Origin of the sequence: Lapillicoccus sp., assembly GCF_036559105.1 — a bacterium.
In the GTDB taxonomy this organism is placed as follows: Bacteria; Actinomycetota; Actinomycetes; order Actinomycetales; family Dermatophilaceae; genus Lapillicoccus.
This window is the reverse complement of record NZ_DATBTV010000153.1, coordinates 54,324-71,633: the sequence shown is the minus strand read 5'-3', so window position 1 is coordinate 71,633 and position 17,310 is coordinate 54,324. Positions and strand designations below refer to the sequence as shown.

The window sequence follows — 17,310 nt, the reverse complement described above, 5'->3', positions numbered from 1 at the left end:
AAGTCGGACTCGCGCACCCGACCAGCCGCTAGGGCGGCGTCGTAGCGCTGCTGCCAGCGGGCCGCGCCGCTGTCGGCCGGGGACGAGGCGAGGCTCATGTCCCCGACATTACTAGGACGTCCTAGTAAATGACAGCCGAGCACGTCACTCGGTGAAGTCGCCGCGCGCGACCCGGACCTTGCGCAGCAGCATGAAGAGCTGGTCGTGCTCCTCGGCCGTCAGCATCGACAGGCCGAAGCCGCCCTGCACGAGGTCCGTGGTGGCCGCCTCCATCACGTCGCGTCCGCTGTCGGTGATGGCCGCCAGCGTGCCCCGCCCGTCGCGCGGGTTCGGGCTGCGCGAGACGAAACCCTGCGCCTCGAGGCGCTGCACGATGTTCGTCGCCGACGTCGGGTGGACCATGAGCCGCTCGCCGATCTTGCTCATCGGCAGCTCGCCGGCCGACGAGAACGCGAGCAGGACCAGCGCCTCGTACCGCGCGAAGGTCAGCCCGTGCCGCCCGACCACCGTGTCGAAGTCGCCGAGGAGGAGCTGCTGGACCCGCATGATCGAGGTCGCCGACGCCATCGACCGGGGCTGCGACGACGGCCCCCATCGACGGCGCCACAGCTCGGCGGCCCGCCGGATGGGGTCGAAGCGCAGTCGCAGGACGTCGGCCACGACGGGCAACGCTAGTGGTTGGCTGGCGACATGGACGAGATCGTCGAATGGGTGGACGCGCAGGCCCGAGTCATCGCGCTGGTGGGCGGCCTCGACGCTGAGCGCGCCGAGCAGCGGGTGCCCGCGTGCCCGGAGTGGACCGTCCGGGACGTGTTCTCGCACATGGTCGGACTCGGGGTGGACGTGCTGGCCGGCGACGAGCCGGACGACCACAACGCCGCCTGGACCCAGCGGCAGGTCGACGACCGGCGGGGGCACGACCTGCCCGCGCTCGTCGCGGAGTGGGCTGGCATCACCGAGCCGATGCGGGCGTACATGAGGGTGCACGGCAGCCGGCCGCTCGGCGACGTGGTCATCCACGAGCAGGACCTCCGCGGGGCGCTGGGCGTCCCCGGGGCTCACGACACCCCAGGCCTGGCCGTGGTCCGGGACCGGATGCTGCGCCGGTTCGCCCCGAAGGTGGCCGGGCGGCCGCCGATCGCGCTGGTGGGTGACGACTGGCGGTGGGCCTCGACCGACGACGAGCCGGCGGTGGTCGTCCGGGCGCCGGACTTCGAGCTGGCCCGCGCCCTCATGGCCCGGCGCTCGGCGGCGCAGCTGAGGTCGTGGACGGTGACCGGCGACGTGGAGCCCTACCTGGACGCCTTCGCGACCTTGGGGACGCTGCCGGGCAGCGACCTCGCGGAGTAGCCCTCAGCCACCCGCCAGCAGGTCGTCGATGCGGGCCACCTTGGCCTCGAGCTCGCCGGTGAACCCGGGCCGGATGTCGGCCTTGAGCACCAGACTGACCCGAGGGCTGGCCGCCGCCACCGCGTCGACCGCCCCCTTGACGACGGCCATCACCTCGTCCCACTCCCCCTCGAGGGTCGTGAACATCGAGTCGGTGCGGTTCGGCAGCCCGCTCTCGCGGACGACGCGGATGGCGGCGGCCACCGCCTCGCTCACCGAACCGGTGTCGTCGGCGGCGACGGCGGGGGCGACAGAGAAGGCGACGAGCATGGCCTCACCGTAACGGCCGCGCTGTGGGCGGGATCAGAGGTCGGTGAGCACCTTCCGGCACATCCGAGCCACCTCCACGACGTGGAACCCCAGCTCCTCGTTGATGCCGACCATGTAGGAGTTCGTCGCGTCGTTGCCCGTGCCGACGGTCTCCCGTTCCGGGTGGGCCGACTGCAGCTCGCGCAGGTTGGCCACCTTGACCGCCATCCCGAGCCGGTGTCCGCGGTGCGCCCGGTCCACGAGGGTTCCCCACTGCCACGTCTTGGTCGGGGCGCCCGAGGGCAGCACGAGGTCGGTGTAGGCCACGACCTCGCCGGTCGACTCCTCGAGGGCAACCGTGGTCAGCCGCCGTCGTCCCTGACGCCGTTCGAGGTCGAGGTAGCCGCGGTAGCGCTCCGGCGTCAGCGTCTCGGCCTCGAAGTCGACGGCCCCGGTCGGCGCGTCGACGTTGAGGAGGTTCGAGACGCGGCAGTACCCCTCGACGAGGTCGTCGGGCAGCCCGTCGGTATGCGTCTCGAGCCGGTATGCGCCCGCCCACCGCTCCCGGGCGCTCGCCTCGAGCCGGTCGAGCGCGGCGTCCGGGACGGGGAGGTCGAGGATGCGGACGTTGTCGGTGGACTCCGCGACGAAGCCCGCGGAGGCGGCGAACCGCTCGAAGGGGTGCTCGTCGGTGTCGACGGGGGGGAGGTAGACCTCGACGATAAGCTCCGGCCGGCTCAGCTCACGGCCGCGACGCTCCAAGAGCTGGGCCAGGGCCGTTCCGGCGCCTCGCCGGCGGTGGTCCGGGTGCACGTCGACCTCGGCCCAGATCTTGTCGGTGTTGTCGTCGAGGCTGATGTACAGCGTGGCGACGCCGACGACGAGGCCGTCCGCCTCGACCACCCAGCGCTCGTCGCGCTCGGACGGGTCCTCGTAGCGCCACTCGACGAGCGTCTGCTGGAAGCCGTCGCTGTCGTCCCACGGTCGCTGATCCGTCCGGCTGGCGATGAGGGCCGTCCACGCAGCGCGGCAGTCGGCGTCGTCGTGGAGGTCGACGAGCCGGACCTGGGACGTCGCCAGGGACGGTACGGAGGCGGTGGCGGACATGCCTCGACGGTAGAAGGCGAGTCATGCCGTGCGCCAACGGTTTTCGGTGAGGCAGCGCAGGTCGGGCTCAGCGCAGCCGGGTCAGGCGTCCCTCGTCGAGCCGGACCTCCCCGTCGCACACCGCTGCGGCTTCCGGGTCATGGGTCGCCATGACGACGACGGCGCCCACGTCGGCCCGGGCCCGCAGGAGGCCGAGGACGTTGGCCCGGTTCGCGTGGTCGAGCTCGGAGGTCGGCTCGTCGGCGAGGAGGACCGGCGTCTCGGCAGCCAGCCCACGGGCGACGGCGACGCGTTGCTGTTGGCCTCCGGACAGCTCCTCGACGAGGTGGTCCCCGGACTCGGCAAGGCCGAGGTCGGCGAGGGAGGATGCGGCCCGGGTGGCCACGTCGGCGGGCGCGGTCCCCGTGGCGAGCAGCGGAAAGGCGATGTTCTCGTGGGCGGTCAGGACGCCGGCCAGCCCGTTCCCCTGTGGGATCAAGGCGATTCCGACCCGGATGCCGGCGCTCCGGTCGGTGACGCGGACGTCGCCGACTGTGACCTCCCCGGCCGCTGTGGTCACGGCACCGGCGATCGCCCACAGCAGCGAGGACTTCCCGGCTCCGGACGGACCGGTGAGGGCCAGGAGGGTGCCGGGCGGGACGACGAGGTCGACGTCGTGGACGGCCACCAGGTCCCCGTAGCGCACGGTCACCCCACGGGCCACCACCGACCCCGGCTCGGTTGCCGGCTCCGGCATTCGGGTGGAGGTGTATCCGAGCGCCTTCGCGCTCTCAGCACCCTCCACCGGGGTTTCGGCGGACGGCCTCGGACGCGCATACGGGTTCTCGTCAGTCATGTCCCGCACCTTCCCCCGTGAGGAGGGTCCAGCGGTCGCCGTCGCGGTGCACGCGGACCAGCGTGCCCGGCGGCAGGTCGTCGAGGACGTCGTCCGGCAGGGGCAGCGAACCGTCGGCCGACACCACCGCGTACTCCTCGCCGCGTCGGCCCTCGCCACCCACGCGACCGTCACGGATGGTGACCGTCCGCGGCAGCCGGGCGGCGACCGCGGCGTCGTGGGTGACCAGGACGACCGTGGTGCCCACCTGGTGGTTCACGTCGTGCAGCCGGTCGAGGACGAGGTCCCGCGCGTGGTGGTCGAGCTGGCTGGTCGGCTCGTCGGCCAGCAGCAGGCCCGGAAGGGTCGAGATGGCCACCGCCAGCGCGGTGAGCTGGAGCCGCCCGGGCGTGAGCGTGTCCAGCGGCGCTCGGGCCACGTCGGTGAGGCCCACCAGGTCGAGGACCTCCCCCGGGGTGGGGACCGGGCGTCCGACGGCGCGAGCGGGCCGCTGCGCGAACGCGACGTTCTCGCGGGCGTCGAGGTAGGGCAACAGGTTGCGGCCGGCGCCCTGGAGGACCAGCCCGACGTCGGCGGCGCGGTACTCGTCGAGCGCGGGCTCGGCCATCCGCCCGAGGTCGTGACCACCGATCCGGATCCGGCCGGCGCTCGGCCGCATCAGCCCGCCGAACAGGGTGAGCAGGGTGGACTTGCCGGCCCCGGACGGGCCGAGCAGACCGACCATCTCCCCGGCCCGCACGTCGAGGTCGACCCCAGCGAGGGCGGCGACGTCGTGGCCTTCGGACCGGTAGATGTGGACCAGACCGTGGGTGGAGACGGCGAGACCCCGACGCTCGACGCCGACCGTGGCCGTCACAGCTGCTCCCGTACGCGGGAGAGCGAGGCGCGGTCGACGAGCCGGACGCCGACCACCGAGCCCACGGCGAGCAGCAGGACCAGGACCGCGAGCGTCGCGAGGAGGACCGGGCTCGTCGCGAGGGTCGCGTCGATCGGCAGGACCGCCGAGGGCGTGGTGAAGAACGGGATGATCGGCATGGCCAGCTGGGCGCCGAGGATCCCGGACACCGCGCCGACGACGACGCTCACCACGACGACGATCCACTGTTCCGCGAGGCCGACCCGGCGCAATGTCCGCGGCGCGATCCCCGCCATCCGTAGCGCGGCGTAGTCGCGGGCCCGGCCCCGCCACGAGGTGACCGCCACGAGAACGAGGACGAGCGCGGCGATGGCCAGCGCCAGGAGGCCGACGACCAGAGCGAGCCGCAGCCCCCACGCCGACGCCGAGCTGGCGAAGAGCTGCTCGCGTTCGGTCCTCAGGTCGACCGACCGCACCGCCAGGCCGGCCTTCCTCAGCACGTCGGTGACGGCGGGCACCGCTTCGGCGTCGGCCACCCAGACCTGAGCCTGCCCCAGGGCGGCGATCTCGGTCGACTTGGCCGCGAGGACGTCGAGGTTGACGATCGCCTGGTCGGAACCTCCTCCCGGGGCGTAGGGGATCCCGGCCGCCCGGGTGTAGTCGAGGGTCAGCCCGTCGAGCCCGGCGGCCTGGAAGCCCGGCCCGGGCGAGCCGTTGGGCAGCGAACCCGAGACGAGTGCCGGGATCGGGGCCGAGCTGCCCCGGGCCGTCAGCTTGACGTTGTCCGCAGTGGTCTGGACGGACACGCCGAGTCGCGTCGCGTCGCCGGCGTCGGTCGCGGTGGCGTAGGGACGGAGCTGGTCCGGCGGGGCAGCCGGATCGCCGGAGGGCAGCCATGCGGCAGCCCCGCCGAGGACGGCCGGCGCCGACCCGTCCATCGTCACGGCGCTCACCGTCAACGTCCCGCGCATGACCCCCTGGAAGCCCAGCGGCGGGGCGATGCTCATCCCGACCAGGCGGCAGCCGGACGCGCAGGCGACGTCGTGGTTGAGCGTGACGGGTCCGGCCGAGGGGATGGCGATATCTCCCACGTTCACGGTGAACGGGCCCTGGCCGACGGGTGCGAGGTACACGATCAGCGACGCCAGGCCGTTCCCCGGGAAGCCGAGGGGGACGCCCGGAGGCCGTGTGGTCGGCGAAGCCGCGCTGGGCGTCGCTCCGGCCTGGGTGTCCAGCACCAGCGCCGAGTCGCTCACGGTCAGGGAGAACGCCCGTCCGGAGAGCAGGATCTCCGGAGCGCTCCCGCCGCTGATCGCAGTCCAGGGGAAGGCGCCCGCGTCGCGGGGAAGCTCGGCGATGCGGGAGAACTGGTCGGGAACGACGGCCAGGGTCGTCATGGCCGCAGAGCTCCCCTGCCGGACCTCGACGACCGGCGTGGCGACCGCGCCCGTCGGATCGGCGGCGGTGACCGCGTTGCGCAGGGACGTGACGTCGGTCGGCGCCGTGGTGATGACGGCCTCCGCCCCCGTCTCCACCTTGGCGCGGTCCTGGCGGTTGCGCGCGCCGACGACGAGCGCGTCGGTCGCGAAGATCGTCAGGGCGGTGGCGACGGTGATGATCGCCATGATCCGGCGTACCGCTGGACGTCGCGCCACCTGCACCGCCGTGAGGCCTCCGACGACCCGGCCTCGAGCGGTCAGTCGACGCGCGTTCGTGTCCGCCAGCGGGATGAGGACGTGGGCGAGGACCAGCCCGAGGGCGAGAGCAATGAGGGTGGGGGTGGCCAGAGCCAGCGGCCCGGAGAGGTTTCCGCTCAGCAGCGTGACCAACCCGGCGGCGGCCACCGCGACGACGACCGCGTCGACGACACCGACGGCCCAGCCCGCACGCCGGGGCGGTACGCGGCGCAGGAGGGTCGAGATCGGCTCGCGCAGGGTCGGGCGCGCGACGACGGCGACGGCGAGGAGCGCCACGACCAGGGACAGCACGGCGGCCACGAACGTCGTCGACGGCAGCTCGAAGGGGACGCCCTCGGCCAGCCAGAACCTGCGCGCCACCTCGCCGAGGAGCAGTGCCAGCAGGAACCCGACGGGGACCCCTGCGGCCACGACCGTGCCCAGCTCGAGCATCACCATCCGCCGCGCTCCCGCCGGCCCCAGGCCGCGAAGCCGGCCGAGGGCGAGCTCGGGGCGACGCTGCTCGACGGCCGCCGCGGCCACCAGGCCGAGCACAACGACGGCCAGCACGGCGAGCTGCCCGACGAGGAGGGGGACGATGGTTCGGGCCTGACGCTGCCCCTCGACGACGCCGGCGACGAGGTCGGACACGGAGGTCCGGACGGCGACGGCCGGGACCTTGCCCACCCCCGCCTCCTGCATCTCCTGGACCGCGGGTGGTACGACCTCCAGGCCGTCGAGGGTGACCAGGTCGCTCCGCACCAGCCAGACGACGTCGAGCCGGCTCGACCTCCACCCCGTCGCGAACGTCGACGTCGGCGTGACCCATCCGTCCATCAGCGGGGTGTCGGCCGGGGCGGGGGAGGCCTGGCCGGCGCGACCCTCGAGGCCGAACCCCTGCCAGTGACCCGGATCATCGAGCTGACGGTAGAAGGCGGTCACGACGAACGGATTGGGGAACGGTCGGCTCTGCTGGCCCGCGACGAGTACCTCGGTCGGGTTGAGCTTCGCCCCCAGCTGCCAGCCCTGGACCTTCGCCTCGGCCGCCGACACCGCGATCTCATAGGGGTTCGAGGGGCAGATGCCCTGCGTGATCTCGAGCGCACGGCAGGTGTCCTGGGGCCCGACGAGCTGGACGGTCGACGGGAGGCCGACCACGCCGGTGTACGTGACGCGCCCGGACCACAGGTCGCTCCCTGCGTCGTAGAACGGGACGAGGCCCGCAGGGAAGATGTCGCGGATCCCGGCCGGCTGGGGCGAGCTCACCGCGGACTGGACGGACTCGCCGACGATCGAGGTCGCCAGCGCGCTCTGGCGGGTCAGCCCGTCACGCAGCAGTGACTGCTCGAGGGCCCGTTCGTAGAGCGGGGCGAAGACGGCGCAGGCGGTGAGCAGCGCCGAGAGGAGCATGAGGGCCAGGGCCTGGGCTCGGCGGTAACGGATCGCCGCCCACACCGCGCACCTCCGAGTCCCGCTTCAGCGGCATCCTCCTGCCACCGGCCGGTAGACCATACCGGTGGATGCTGTCCGTCAGGACGCGAGTCGCAGGAGCACGACGGAGTGGCCGGGAAGGGTCACGGACCCCTCGGTATGCCACGTGCCCGCTGGGTCCCAGGCGAGGACCACCTCGGCGGAGCCACCCAGGTCCGGGACCGGCACGGTCGCGGCCTCGGTGGCGAGATTGACCACGACGCGTACCCGCCCGTGGGACAGGACGAGCCACGCGTCGTCGTCGGCCGCCACGACGAGCGTGTCGAGCGCATCGAGCTGGTGGTCGGCCAGGTCGGGGTCCCGCCGCCGCTCGGCGACCAGCGAGGCGTACCAGTGGAACATCCGCTGGTGCTCCGGACGGTCGAGCTCGGACCAGTCAAGGACGCTGCGGTCGCGGGTGGCCGGGTCCTGCGGGTCGGGTACGTCCTCCCCGGCCCAGCCGTGGGCGGCGAACTCCGCACGCCGACCGTTCCGCACCGCGTCGGCGAGCTCGGGTTCCTCGAACGAGGTGAAGAACTGCCAGGGCGTGCCGGCGGCCCACTCCTCGCCCATGAACACCATCGGCGTGAACCCCGAGGTGAGGTAGAGCGCGGCCCCGATGGCCTGCTGGCCGGGAGTGATCGTCGCGGAGATCCGGTCGCCGCAGGCGCGGTTGCCCACCTGGTCGTGGGTCTGGAGGTACCCCAGGAACTGCGATGCGCGGTGGGCCGACCGGTCGACCCGGGCTCCCCAGACGCGACCGCGGAACGAGGACCACCGGCCGTCGTGGAAGAACACGTCACGCAGCGTCCGGGCCAGGACGCCCGGTGCTGCGAAGTCGGCGTAGTAGCCCTGTCCCTCGCCCGTGAGGGCCGAGTGCAGAGCATGGTGGATGTCGTCGTCCCACTGGGCGCTCATCCCCCAGCCGCCGTGCTCCGTGGGGGTGACGACGACGGGGTCGTTGAGGTCGCTCTCCGCGACGAGGGTCAGCGGGCGCCCCAGCTCGTGCGACAGCCTCACGACCTCGTCGGCCAGCTCGGCGAGGAGGTGTGGTGCGCCGTCGTCTCGCAGCTCGTGGACCGCGTCCAGCCGCAGCGCGTCGAGGTGGAAGTCGCGGAACCAGCGAAGCGCGTTGTCGAGGACGAACCGGCGCACCTCGCCGGACCCCGGCCCGTCGAGGTTGACCGCGGGTCCCCAGGGCGTGACGTGACGGTCGGTGAAGTACGGCCCGAACTGCGACAGGTAGTTCCCGCTCGGGCCGAGGTGGTTGTAGACGACGTCCAGACTGACGCCAATCCCCCGTTGGTGGCAGGCGTCGACGAACCGCTGGAGCGCAGCCGGACCGCCGTAGGGGTCGTGCACCGCATACAGCGCGACCCCGTCGTACCCCCATCCCCACCGGCCCGGGAACGCGGCGACCGGCATCAGCTCCACGACGTCGACGCCGAGCGCGACGAGATGGTCGAGGCGGCTGGTCGCCGCGTCGAGGGTGCCACCCGAGGTGAACGTGCCGACGTGCAGCTCGTAGAACACGCCGCCGACCGCGCCGGCACCGCCGCGCGGCCCGGGCCAGCCGGTGTCGCTCCAGACGTGTGTCGCTGCGTCGAAGGTCCGGCTCGGCCCGTGCACCCCGCGGGGCTGCCAGGGGCTCCGCGGGTCCGGCAGGGGCTGTCCGCCGTCGAGCCGGAACGCGTAGTCGAGGGGCGTCGGCCGGTCCGTCGACATGGTCCACCAGCCACCGGGCTGTCGGGTCATCGGCGTGGTCGTCACCACGCCGCCCAAGGGCTCGATGTCGACGTCGACGCGCTTTGCGTTCGGCGCCCAGACGCGAATCTCTTTGTCAGACATGCGTTCTCGTCAGGAGGGCCACCGGGAGGCGGTCGAGTATGCGGGCCAGCGGCACCTCTGCGTCGCTCTCCAGCGCGCGCCCGGTCAGCAGGTCGGTCCAGGTGCCGGCGGGCAGCTCGAGGCGCTCGTCGGCCCACGCGTCGAGGGACGCAGCGAGGCGGGTCACGACGGCGACGACGTGGTCGCCGGACGAGTCGCCGCGCGCGACGGCGAAGGCGTGGTCGCTGTCGGTTCGGACGCGACGGACCGTGGCGGTCGGTCCGGTGAACCACTCGGGCCGGTCACGCCGCAGCCTCAGCGCCCGGCTGGTGACGACGAGCTTCTCGTCGTCGAGGTCGTCGGGTTCCGCACCGCCGTCGAGACGGGCGAGGCGCTCCGCACGGAGGCCGAAGTCGACCGGCCGCCGGTTGTCGGGGTCGACGAGCGAGAGGTCGACGAGCTCGGTGCCCTGGTAGACGTCGGGGATGCCGGGCAGCACGAGCTGGAGCAGCTTCTGCCCCAGGGTTCCCGCTCGCGCGGCGTGGGCGGTCCCGGTGACCCACGACGCGACGTGTCTCCGCAGGCGTTCGTCCTGCAGCACACCGCTGACGAAGCCGGCCACCGCCGCCTCGTACTCCTCGTCGGGGTCGGACCAGCCCGTGTGCAGCTTCGCCTCGCGGACCGCCTTGGTGGCGTAGACCTGCAGCCGGTCCTCGTCGATGGGCCACACACCGACCAGGGTCTGCCAGAGCAGGTACTCGGTGGCCCCGTCGAGCCGCTCGGAGCGGTACGGCCGGGCCGCCTCTTGCGCCTCGCGCACCCAGTGCTGCCACGCCTCGGGTCGCTCGGACACCACGGCCAGCCGGGCGCGAAGGTCCTCGGAGCGCTTGGTGTCGTGGGTCGAGAGGGTGGTCATGGTGAGCGGCCACTCCTGCGCCAGCCGTTCGACGAAGTCGGTCAGCTCGTCCGGCGACTCGGCGAAGTGGTCCGGGTCGGCGCCCACCTCGTTGAGGCCGACGAGCCGGTGCCAGCGGTAGAACGCCGTGTCCTCGATCCCTTTCGCCATCACCGGTCCGCAGGTCTGCTGGAACCGGACCACGAGATCGTCCAGCGCCGGACCCACCTCGGCACGGACGTCGTCCCCAACCCGTCCGAGGACGAGGTCGCACACGACGTCGAGGGTCGGGTGATCCTCCTCGGACAGGTGCTCGCGAGCGCGCTCGGCCGCCGTGTCGAGCGCCCGTTGCGCCTCCGGGTGGACGGCCTCTCCGGGGACGACGTAGGCGCGGTAGCGGTCCATCGCCACCAGCAGGGCCACGAGGGCACGCACGACCGAGTCGGACGGCGGATGAGCCGGGGACGACGGGGCGGCCAGCACCTCGTCGGCCCGGCGGGCGAGCCGCAGCACCTCGGGGACGAGCGTCGTCGCGACCACCTGCTGCTTGGACGCCGTGACGACCTCGTCGAGGGTGAGCCGCGCACCGGACGCGAAGGCCAGCTGGTCGGTGAGCGGCTGCTCGCCGGCCGGGTCGACGAACAGGGCACCGATGCGCCACAGCAGGTCGTAGCCGGTCGTACCGGCGCACGGCCAGTCACCGGGCAGCCGCTCGTCGCCCTCGAGGATCTTCTCGACGACGACCCACGCGTCGTCCGTCACCTCGGCGAGCCGGCGCAGGTACCCGCGCGGGTCGGCCAGTCCGTCCGGATGGTCGATGCGCAGACCGTCGACCAACCCCTCGCGGACCAGGTCGACGACCAGGGCGTGGGTCGCGTCGAACACGTCGGGCTCCTCGACGCGCACGGCGACCAGCGAGCCCACGTCGAAGAACCGGCGGTAGTTCAGCGTGCTCGCCCCCGCCCGCCAGGACTCGAGTCGCCACCACTGCCGGTCCAGCAGCTCGGCCAGCGGGAGGTTCTCGGTCGCGGGCCGGACCGGGAGCTCGTGGTCGAAGTAGCGCACGACCGCCTCGTCGCCGTCCGGCCCACCGTCCGCCACGGTGACGAGGTCACCCGACGCGAGCGCCTCGTCCACGGTGCCGCCGAGGACCGGGATGACGATGCGGTCTCCGGCAGCGTCCCAGTCGACGTCGAACCAGACCGCGTAGGCCGACTCGCGCCCCTCGCGGAGCACCGACCACAGCGGCGCGTTGAGGTGCTCCGGTTCCGGCACGGTCATGTGGTTGGGGACGATGTCGACGACCACGCCCACGCGGCGTTCGTGCAGCGCCGCCACCATCGCGTCGAACGCCGCACGGCCGCCGGCCTCGTCGCTCAGCCGGCCGTGGTCGAGGACGTCGTAGCCGTGCGTCGAGCCGGGCGTCGCCTGGAGTACCGGCGAGAGGTATGCGTGGCTGACGCCCAGGTCCGACAGGTAGCCGGCGAGCGCGCTGACGTCGTCGAACCCGAAGGCCGCCTGCACCTGCAGCCGGTAGGTCGCCGTGGGGACCCGGCGCTCCGCACGCGGGGCGGTCAGGTCCGTCACTCCTCCGGCCCGCAGGGGCTGCGCAGCACGACGATGCTTCGTCCGGCGACGGAGAACTCGGTCTCCGGCTCGAGGACCGCGGAGGCCGCCGCCGACGAGGACGCGGCCACCCCCGGGTCGCTGGCCAGGGCACTGGCGTGAGTGGCCGCCGAGGCGTTCAGCGCCGTGTCGATCTCGATGTACCACTCCGGGCCGTACTCCTCCTCGGGCAGCGTGAAGCTGATGGGCTCCTCGTGGGCGTTGAAGACGACGAGGAAGCAGTCGTCGCGCACGACGTTGCCGCGCCGGTCCGGTGCCGGGATGGCGTTGCCGTTGAGGAAGACCATCAGCGACCGGGCCATACCGTCGCGCCAGGCCTCCCCGTCCATGTGCTTGCCGTTCGGCATGAACCAGGCGATGTCCCCGAGGTCGCTCTCCCCACCGTGGTCCGCGGTACCCGCGAAGAAGCGGCGCCGGCGGAAGACGGGGTGGTCCTTGCGCAGCTGGACCAGCCGACGGGTGAACCGGAGCAGCTCGGCGTTGTCGTCGTCGAGATCCCAGTCGACCCAGGTCAGGTCGCTGTCCTGGCAGTACCCGTTGTTGTTGCCGAGCTGCGTGCGACCCAGCTCGTCTCCGTGCGCGAGCATCGGAACGCCTTGCGAGAGAAGCAGGGTCGTGAGGAAGTTGCGCTGCTGCTGCAGCCGCAGGACCTTGACCTCCGGATCGTCGGTCGGGCCCTCGACGCCGCAGTTCCACGACCGGTTGTGGCTCTCGCCGTCCTGGTTGTTCTCACCGTTGGCCTCGTTGTGCTTCTCGTTGTAGGTCACCAGGTCACGCAGGGTGAACCCGTCGTGGGCGACGACGAAGTTGATCGACGCGATGGGCTTGCGGCCGGAGTGCTCGTAAAGGTCGGAGGACCCGGTGAACCGGGACGCGAACTCACCGAGGGTGGCGGGCTCACCCCGCCAGAAGTCCCGGACCGTGTCGCGGAACTTGCCGTTCCACTCGGTCCACAGCGGCGGGAAGTTGCCCACCTGGTAGCCACCGTCGCCGAGGTCCCACGGCTCCGCGATGAGCTTCACCTGGCTGATCACGGGGTCCTGCTGGATGATGTCGAAGAACGCGGAAAGCCTTGACACGTCGTGGAACTGGCGCGCCAATGTTGCGGCGAGGTCGAACCGGAAGCCGTCGACGTGCATGTCGAGCACCCAGTAGCGCAGCGAGTCCATGATCAGCTGCAGGACGTGAGGGTGCCGCATCAGCAGCGAGTTCCCGGTGCCCGTCGTGTCGTAGTAGTGGGCGGGGTCGTCGTCGACCAACCGGTAGTAGGAACCGTTGTCGATCCCGCGGAAGGCCAGCGTCGGGCCCTTGTGGTTGCCCTCGGCCGTGTGGTTGTAGACGACGTCGAGGATGACCTCGATGCCCGCCTCGTGCAGCGCCTTGACCATCCCCTTGAACTCGGCAACCTGCTCGCCACGGGTGCCGTACGCCGCATACTCGTTGTGCGGAGCGAAGAAGCCGATCGTGTTGTAGCCCCAGTAGTTGCGCAGTCCCTGGTCGAGCAGGGTGAAGTCCTGGACGAACTGGTGGACCGGCATCAGCTCGATGGCGGTGACGCCGAGCTTGGTCAGGTGGTCGATGGTGGCCGGGTGCCCGATGCCGGCGTAGGTCCCGCGGATCTCTTCGGGCACGTCCTCCAGCTGCTCGGTCAGGCCCTTGACGTGCGCCTCGTAGATGACCGTGTCGTGGTACTCGTGCTGAGGCTGGCGGTCCTGGCCCCAGTCGAAGAACGGGTTGATGACGACCGACATGAGCGTCTTGCCCAGGCTGTCCGTGGTGTTGGCGATGTCGTCGAGGCCACCGTCGGGATCGTCGAGGTTGTAGCCGAACAGCGACGGGTCGCCGCGCATCTCGCCGTCGACCGCCTTGGCGTAGGGGTCGAGGAGCAGCTTGGCGGGGTTGCAGCGGGTGCCCTGCGACGGCTCGTAGGGACCGTGGACGCGGTAGCCGTAGCGCTGCCCCGGTTGCACGCCGGGGAGGAAACCGTGCCAGACGAACCCGTCGACCTCCGGCAGGGTGATCCGGGTCTCCTTGCCGCGCTCGCCGATGAGGCAGAGCTCCACGCGCTCGGCGACCTCGGAGAAGATCGCGAAGTTGACTCCCGTCCCGTCGTAGGTCGCGCCGAGGGGGTAGGGCTTGCCGGGCCAGATCTCCATGAATGCCTTTCCGTCGGTCTGCGGCCAGTCGCGCCACAGATCAGGCCGACGTCACTGGCGAGCCGGACCCATCCTAGGCAGCGCGGGAGGTCGTGGCTGCGCGACGGGGACGGGGTCCGTCCGCCAGGATGACGTCATGCCCTCCGCGGGGCGCGCGAAACCTCCCGCACGAGCGTGGTGGCGCGATGTCTCGTGGCGCATGCTCTCGGAGCCGGTTCGGGACGCGGCGGCGCACGGACACTGACGAGCAGACGGAGAGCGCCGGGGTCCGGTGGTGGTCCCCGGCGCTCTCATCCGTCAGCAGTGCTCGACGGAGCCGTCCGGCACGATGAACTCCTTGTGGACGAAGCCCATCTGGCCCCCCTGGCCGACTCGGAACCAGTAGTCGTTGCCGTAGACGTTCTCGCCCTCGGTGAAGCAGACGATGGAGATCTTCTGGCCCGGCTGTAGCCCGAACTGCACGGCCGGGGACTCGCTGTGGGGGGCGGAGTAGACGTTGGTCGAGAGTCGGATGGTCCCGGTCGACGGGGCGGACGTGGCGTTGGCGGTCCCGGCCGCGGCGACGACGGTGATCCCGGCGGCGACGGTCAGGGCGGCGGCGACAGCGGCGAGCTTGCGCATGACGGTGGTTTCCTCTCGAGGGTCCGAACCGGCGTGTCCGGCCCGGATGCGGTGTGCTTCGGTGTGCTTCCAGCGTGCTGGACGGCGCATGCATGGCCGGTCCGCCGAGAGGACGACAGCGGGGGTGACGTGGGTCCACCGCACCGGTGGACCGCCGTGTGGGGCCAGCCCCACGTGAGGCTTGGTCCCTCAGGTCAGGGCGTCGAGGACCTGGTCGGCAGCCGCGTACGGGTCGGTCCGTCCGTCGACGACGTCGGCGGCCAGCCGGTCGACACTGTCGTGGTGGCGCAGGTTGCCCATCCGTCGCCGGAGGGCGGCGAGGACGATCGCCTCGATCTCGTCGCCCGCCCGCGCCTCGCGGCGCTCGCGCAGATGACCCGTGCGCGCCAGCCAGTCGGTGTGCTTGTCGATCGCCTCGACCACCTCGTCGATGCCCTCGTTCCGGGCGGCGACGGTCTTGACGACCGGCGGCCGCCAGAGGCCCGGTTCCGTCCGGTCGCCGAGGGAGATCATGTGCCGCAGGTCGCGAACCGTCGCGTCGGCGCCGTCGCGGTCGGCCTTGTTGACGACGAACACGTCGCCGATCTCGAGGATCCCGGCCTTCGCCGCCTGGATCCCGTCGCCCATTCCCGGGGCCAGCAGGACGACCGTGGTGTCGGCGAGGCCGGCCACCTCGACCTCGGACTGGCCGACGCCGACCGTCTCGACGAGCACGATGTCGCAGCCGGCCGCGTCCAGCACGCGCAGCGCCTGCGGCGTCGTCCACGACAGTCCGCCGAGGTGTCCGCGCGAGGCCATCGACCGGATGTAGACCTCGGGGTCGAGCACGTGGTCCTGCATCCGAACCCGGTCCCCCAGCAGCGCACCGCCCGAGAACGGCGACGAGGGGTCGACAGCCAGGATGCCGATCCGCTGCCCGCGCTTGCGGTAGGCGGCCACCAGGGCGTTCGTCGACGTGGACTTCCCCACGCCGGGGCTCCCGGTGATCCCGATGATGTGCGCGTTGCCGGCGTGCGGAGCCAGGGCCGCCATGACCTCGCGCAGTGCCGGATGCTCGTCCTCGACCAGCGAGATCAGCCGCGCGACGGCACGCGGCGACCCGTCCCGGGCCGACTGCACCAGCGCCGGGACATCGACCGGTCGGGACGCCACCGGAGGGACGTTAGCGAACGGCGAACCGACCAGGTTCACCGACCGGACTCAGATGTTTCCCCGTTCCGGACGGCGGGAGCCGCGAAACAGACAAACATCTGAGTTCGGCGGGGAGAGAAGCGGCCGGTCAGGAGGCGGCCGGGACGCGGACGACGAGGGCGTCACCCTGACCGCCACCCCCGCACAGCGCCGCCGCGCCGACTCCGCCGCCGCGCCGCTTGAGCTCCAGCGCGAGGTGCAGGACGAGGCGGGCGCCGGACATCCCGATCGGGTGGCCCGTCGCGATCGCCCCACCGTTGACGTTCACCTTGTCCAGGTCGATGCCGAGGTCCTTGGTCGACGCCAGCGCGACCGAGGCGAACGCCTCGTTGATCTCGACGAGGTCGAGGTCCGCCGGGTCGATGCCCTCCTTGGAACAGGCCTTGCGGATCGCGTTGGCCGGCTGCGCCTGCAGGGTGGAGTCCGGGCCGGCGACGATGCCGTGGGCGCCGATCTCGGCCAGCCAGGTGAGGCCCAGCGACTCGGCCTTGGATCGCTTCATCACGACCACGGCGGCCGCACCGTCGGAGATCGGCGACGCGGAACCGGCGGTGATCGTGCCGTCCTTGGAGAAGGCCGGCCGCAGCCGCCCCAGCGCCTCGACCGACGTGTCGGCGCGGACGCCTTCGTCGGCCTTGTACTGGAGCGGGTCGCCCTTCCGCTGCGGGATCGAGACCGAGACGACCTCGTCGTCGAAGACGCCGTCCTTCCACGCCCTGGCGGCGAGCTCGTGCGAGCGCGCGGCGAAGGTGTCCTGCTCCTCCCGGCTGAACGCATACTCGCCGGTGTTGGCCTGATCTGTGAGGGCGCCCATCGCCTGGTCGGTGAACACGTCCCAGAGCCCGTCGTAGGCCATGTGGTCGCGCATCGTCACGTCGCCGTACTTGTAGCCCTCGCGCGTCTTGAGCAGCAGGTGTGGGGCGTTGGTCATCGACTCCTGCCCTCCGGCGACGACGATCTCGACCTCTCCGGCGCGGATCAGCTGGTCGGCCAGCGCGATGGCGTCGAGCCCTGACAGGCAGACCTTGTTGATGGTGATCGAGGGGACGTCCATGGGGATCCCGGCGTTGACCGCGGACTGGCGGGCGGGCATCTGGCCGGCGCCCGCCTGGAGCACCTGACCCATGATCACGTAGTCCACCTCCTCGGGCGAGACACCCGACTTCGCCAGCGCACCGGCGATCGCGAACCCGCCGAGGTCGGTCGCGGAGAAGTCCTTGAGCGACCCGAGCAGGCGGCCCATCCCGGTACGGGCACCCCCGACGATGACGGTGGGATCGGCGCTGGCGCTGGTCATCTGGGGGCCTCCTGCGGGGGTCAACGACGTCGGTGGACGAGCATCAACTCTAGTCTCGCGACGCGTACCCTCCGCCCCCGCCGGAGGGTGGCCCTCCCCACATCGACCGCCCGAG

13 protein-coding genes are annotated in these 17,310 nt (G+C 72.0%); 1 reads left to right on the top strand and 12 read right to left on the bottom strand.

Annotated elements, in window-relative coordinates; all coding sequences use genetic code 11:
* Nucleotides 1-144: 144 nt before the first annotated feature.
* Nucleotides 145-660: a MarR family transcriptional regulator gene (locus tag VIG79_RS18565; RefSeq protein WP_331888349.1), complete on the bottom strand. Its 516-nt coding sequence runs from the start codon at nt 658-660 to the stop codon at nt 145-147.
* Nucleotides 661-690: 30 nt separating this feature from the next.
* Between VIG79_RS18565 and VIG79_RS18560 the strand changes: the two genes are divergently transcribed.
* The gene (locus tag VIG79_RS18560; RefSeq protein WP_331888347.1) at nt 691-1,350 is read left to right on the top strand and encodes a maleylpyruvate isomerase family mycothiol-dependent enzyme; all 660 of its coding nucleotides are present in this window, start codon (nt 691-693) and stop codon (nt 1,348-1,350) included.
* Nucleotides 1,351-1,353: 3 nt separating this feature from the next.
* On the opposite strand, the gene VIG79_RS18555 is transcribed toward VIG79_RS18560, so the two are convergent.
* From VIG79_RS18555 to VIG79_RS18505, 11 genes are all read right to left on the bottom strand, one after another.
* Entirely contained in the window at nt 1,354-1,659 is a 306-nt protein-coding gene (locus VIG79_RS18555; RefSeq protein ID WP_331888346.1) for a thiamine-binding protein, read from the bottom strand.
* A gap of 33 nt (nt 1,660-1,692) precedes the next feature.
* Nucleotides 1,693-2,745 (bottom strand): GNAT family N-acetyltransferase, encoded by a 1,053-nt coding sequence (locus VIG79_RS18550; RefSeq protein ID WP_331888345.1) that lies wholly within the window; start codon nt 2,743-2,745, stop codon nt 1,693-1,695.
* A gap of 67 nt (nt 2,746-2,812) precedes the next feature.
* Complete coding sequence (locus VIG79_RS18545) at nt 2,813-3,580, bottom strand: ABC transporter ATP-binding protein (protein WP_331888344.1); 768 nt, start codon at nt 3,578-3,580, stop codon at nt 2,813-2,815.
* Complete coding sequence (locus VIG79_RS18540; protein ID WP_331888343.1) at nt 3,573-4,436, bottom strand: ABC transporter ATP-binding protein; 864 nt, start codon at nt 4,434-4,436, stop codon at nt 3,573-3,575. Before VIG79_RS18540 ends, VIG79_RS18545 begins: the two co-directional genes overlap by 8 nt.
* Nucleotides 4,433-7,567 carry an FtsX-like permease family protein gene (locus VIG79_RS18535; RefSeq protein ID WP_331888342.1) on the bottom strand — a complete coding sequence of 1,045 codons (3,135 nt, stop codon included), beginning with the start codon at nt 7,565-7,567 and terminating at the stop codon, nt 4,433-4,435. The genes VIG79_RS18540 and VIG79_RS18535 overlap by 4 nt, the downstream gene beginning before the upstream one ends.
* A gap of 75 nt (nt 7,568-7,642) precedes the next feature.
* The gene (gene treZ / locus VIG79_RS18530; protein ID WP_331888340.1) at nt 7,643-9,430 is read right to left on the bottom strand and encodes a malto-oligosyltrehalose trehalohydrolase; all 1,788 of its coding nucleotides are present in this window, start codon (nt 9,428-9,430) and stop codon (nt 7,643-7,645) included.
* Complete coding sequence (gene treY, locus VIG79_RS18525; protein WP_331888338.1) at nt 9,423-11,891, bottom strand: malto-oligosyltrehalose synthase; 2,469 nt, start codon at nt 11,889-11,891, stop codon at nt 9,423-9,425. The genes treZ and treY overlap by 8 nt, the downstream gene beginning before the upstream one ends.
* Nucleotides 11,888-14,086: a glycogen debranching protein GlgX gene (glgX, locus tag VIG79_RS18520; RefSeq protein WP_331888336.1), complete on the bottom strand. Its 2,199-nt coding sequence runs from the start codon at nt 14,084-14,086 to the stop codon at nt 11,888-11,890. Before glgX ends, treY begins: the two co-directional genes overlap by 4 nt.
* 297 nt (nt 14,087-14,383) lie before the next feature.
* The gene (locus VIG79_RS18515) at nt 14,384-14,707 is read right to left on the bottom strand and encodes a hypothetical protein (protein WP_331888334.1); all 324 of its coding nucleotides are present in this window, start codon (nt 14,705-14,707) and stop codon (nt 14,384-14,386) included.
* Nucleotides 14,708-14,896: 189 nt separating this feature from the next.
* Nucleotides 14,897-15,859, bottom strand: a complete 963-nt coding sequence (meaB, locus tag VIG79_RS18510) for a methylmalonyl Co-A mutase-associated GTPase MeaB (protein ID WP_331888332.1) — start codon at nt 15,857-15,859, stop codon at nt 14,897-14,899.
* A gap of 127 nt (nt 15,860-15,986) precedes the next feature.
* Complete coding sequence (locus VIG79_RS18505; RefSeq protein WP_331888330.1) at nt 15,987-17,195, bottom strand: acetyl-CoA C-acetyltransferase; 1,209 nt, start codon at nt 17,193-17,195, stop codon at nt 15,987-15,989.
* Nucleotides 17,196-17,310: the final 115 nt, after the last annotated feature.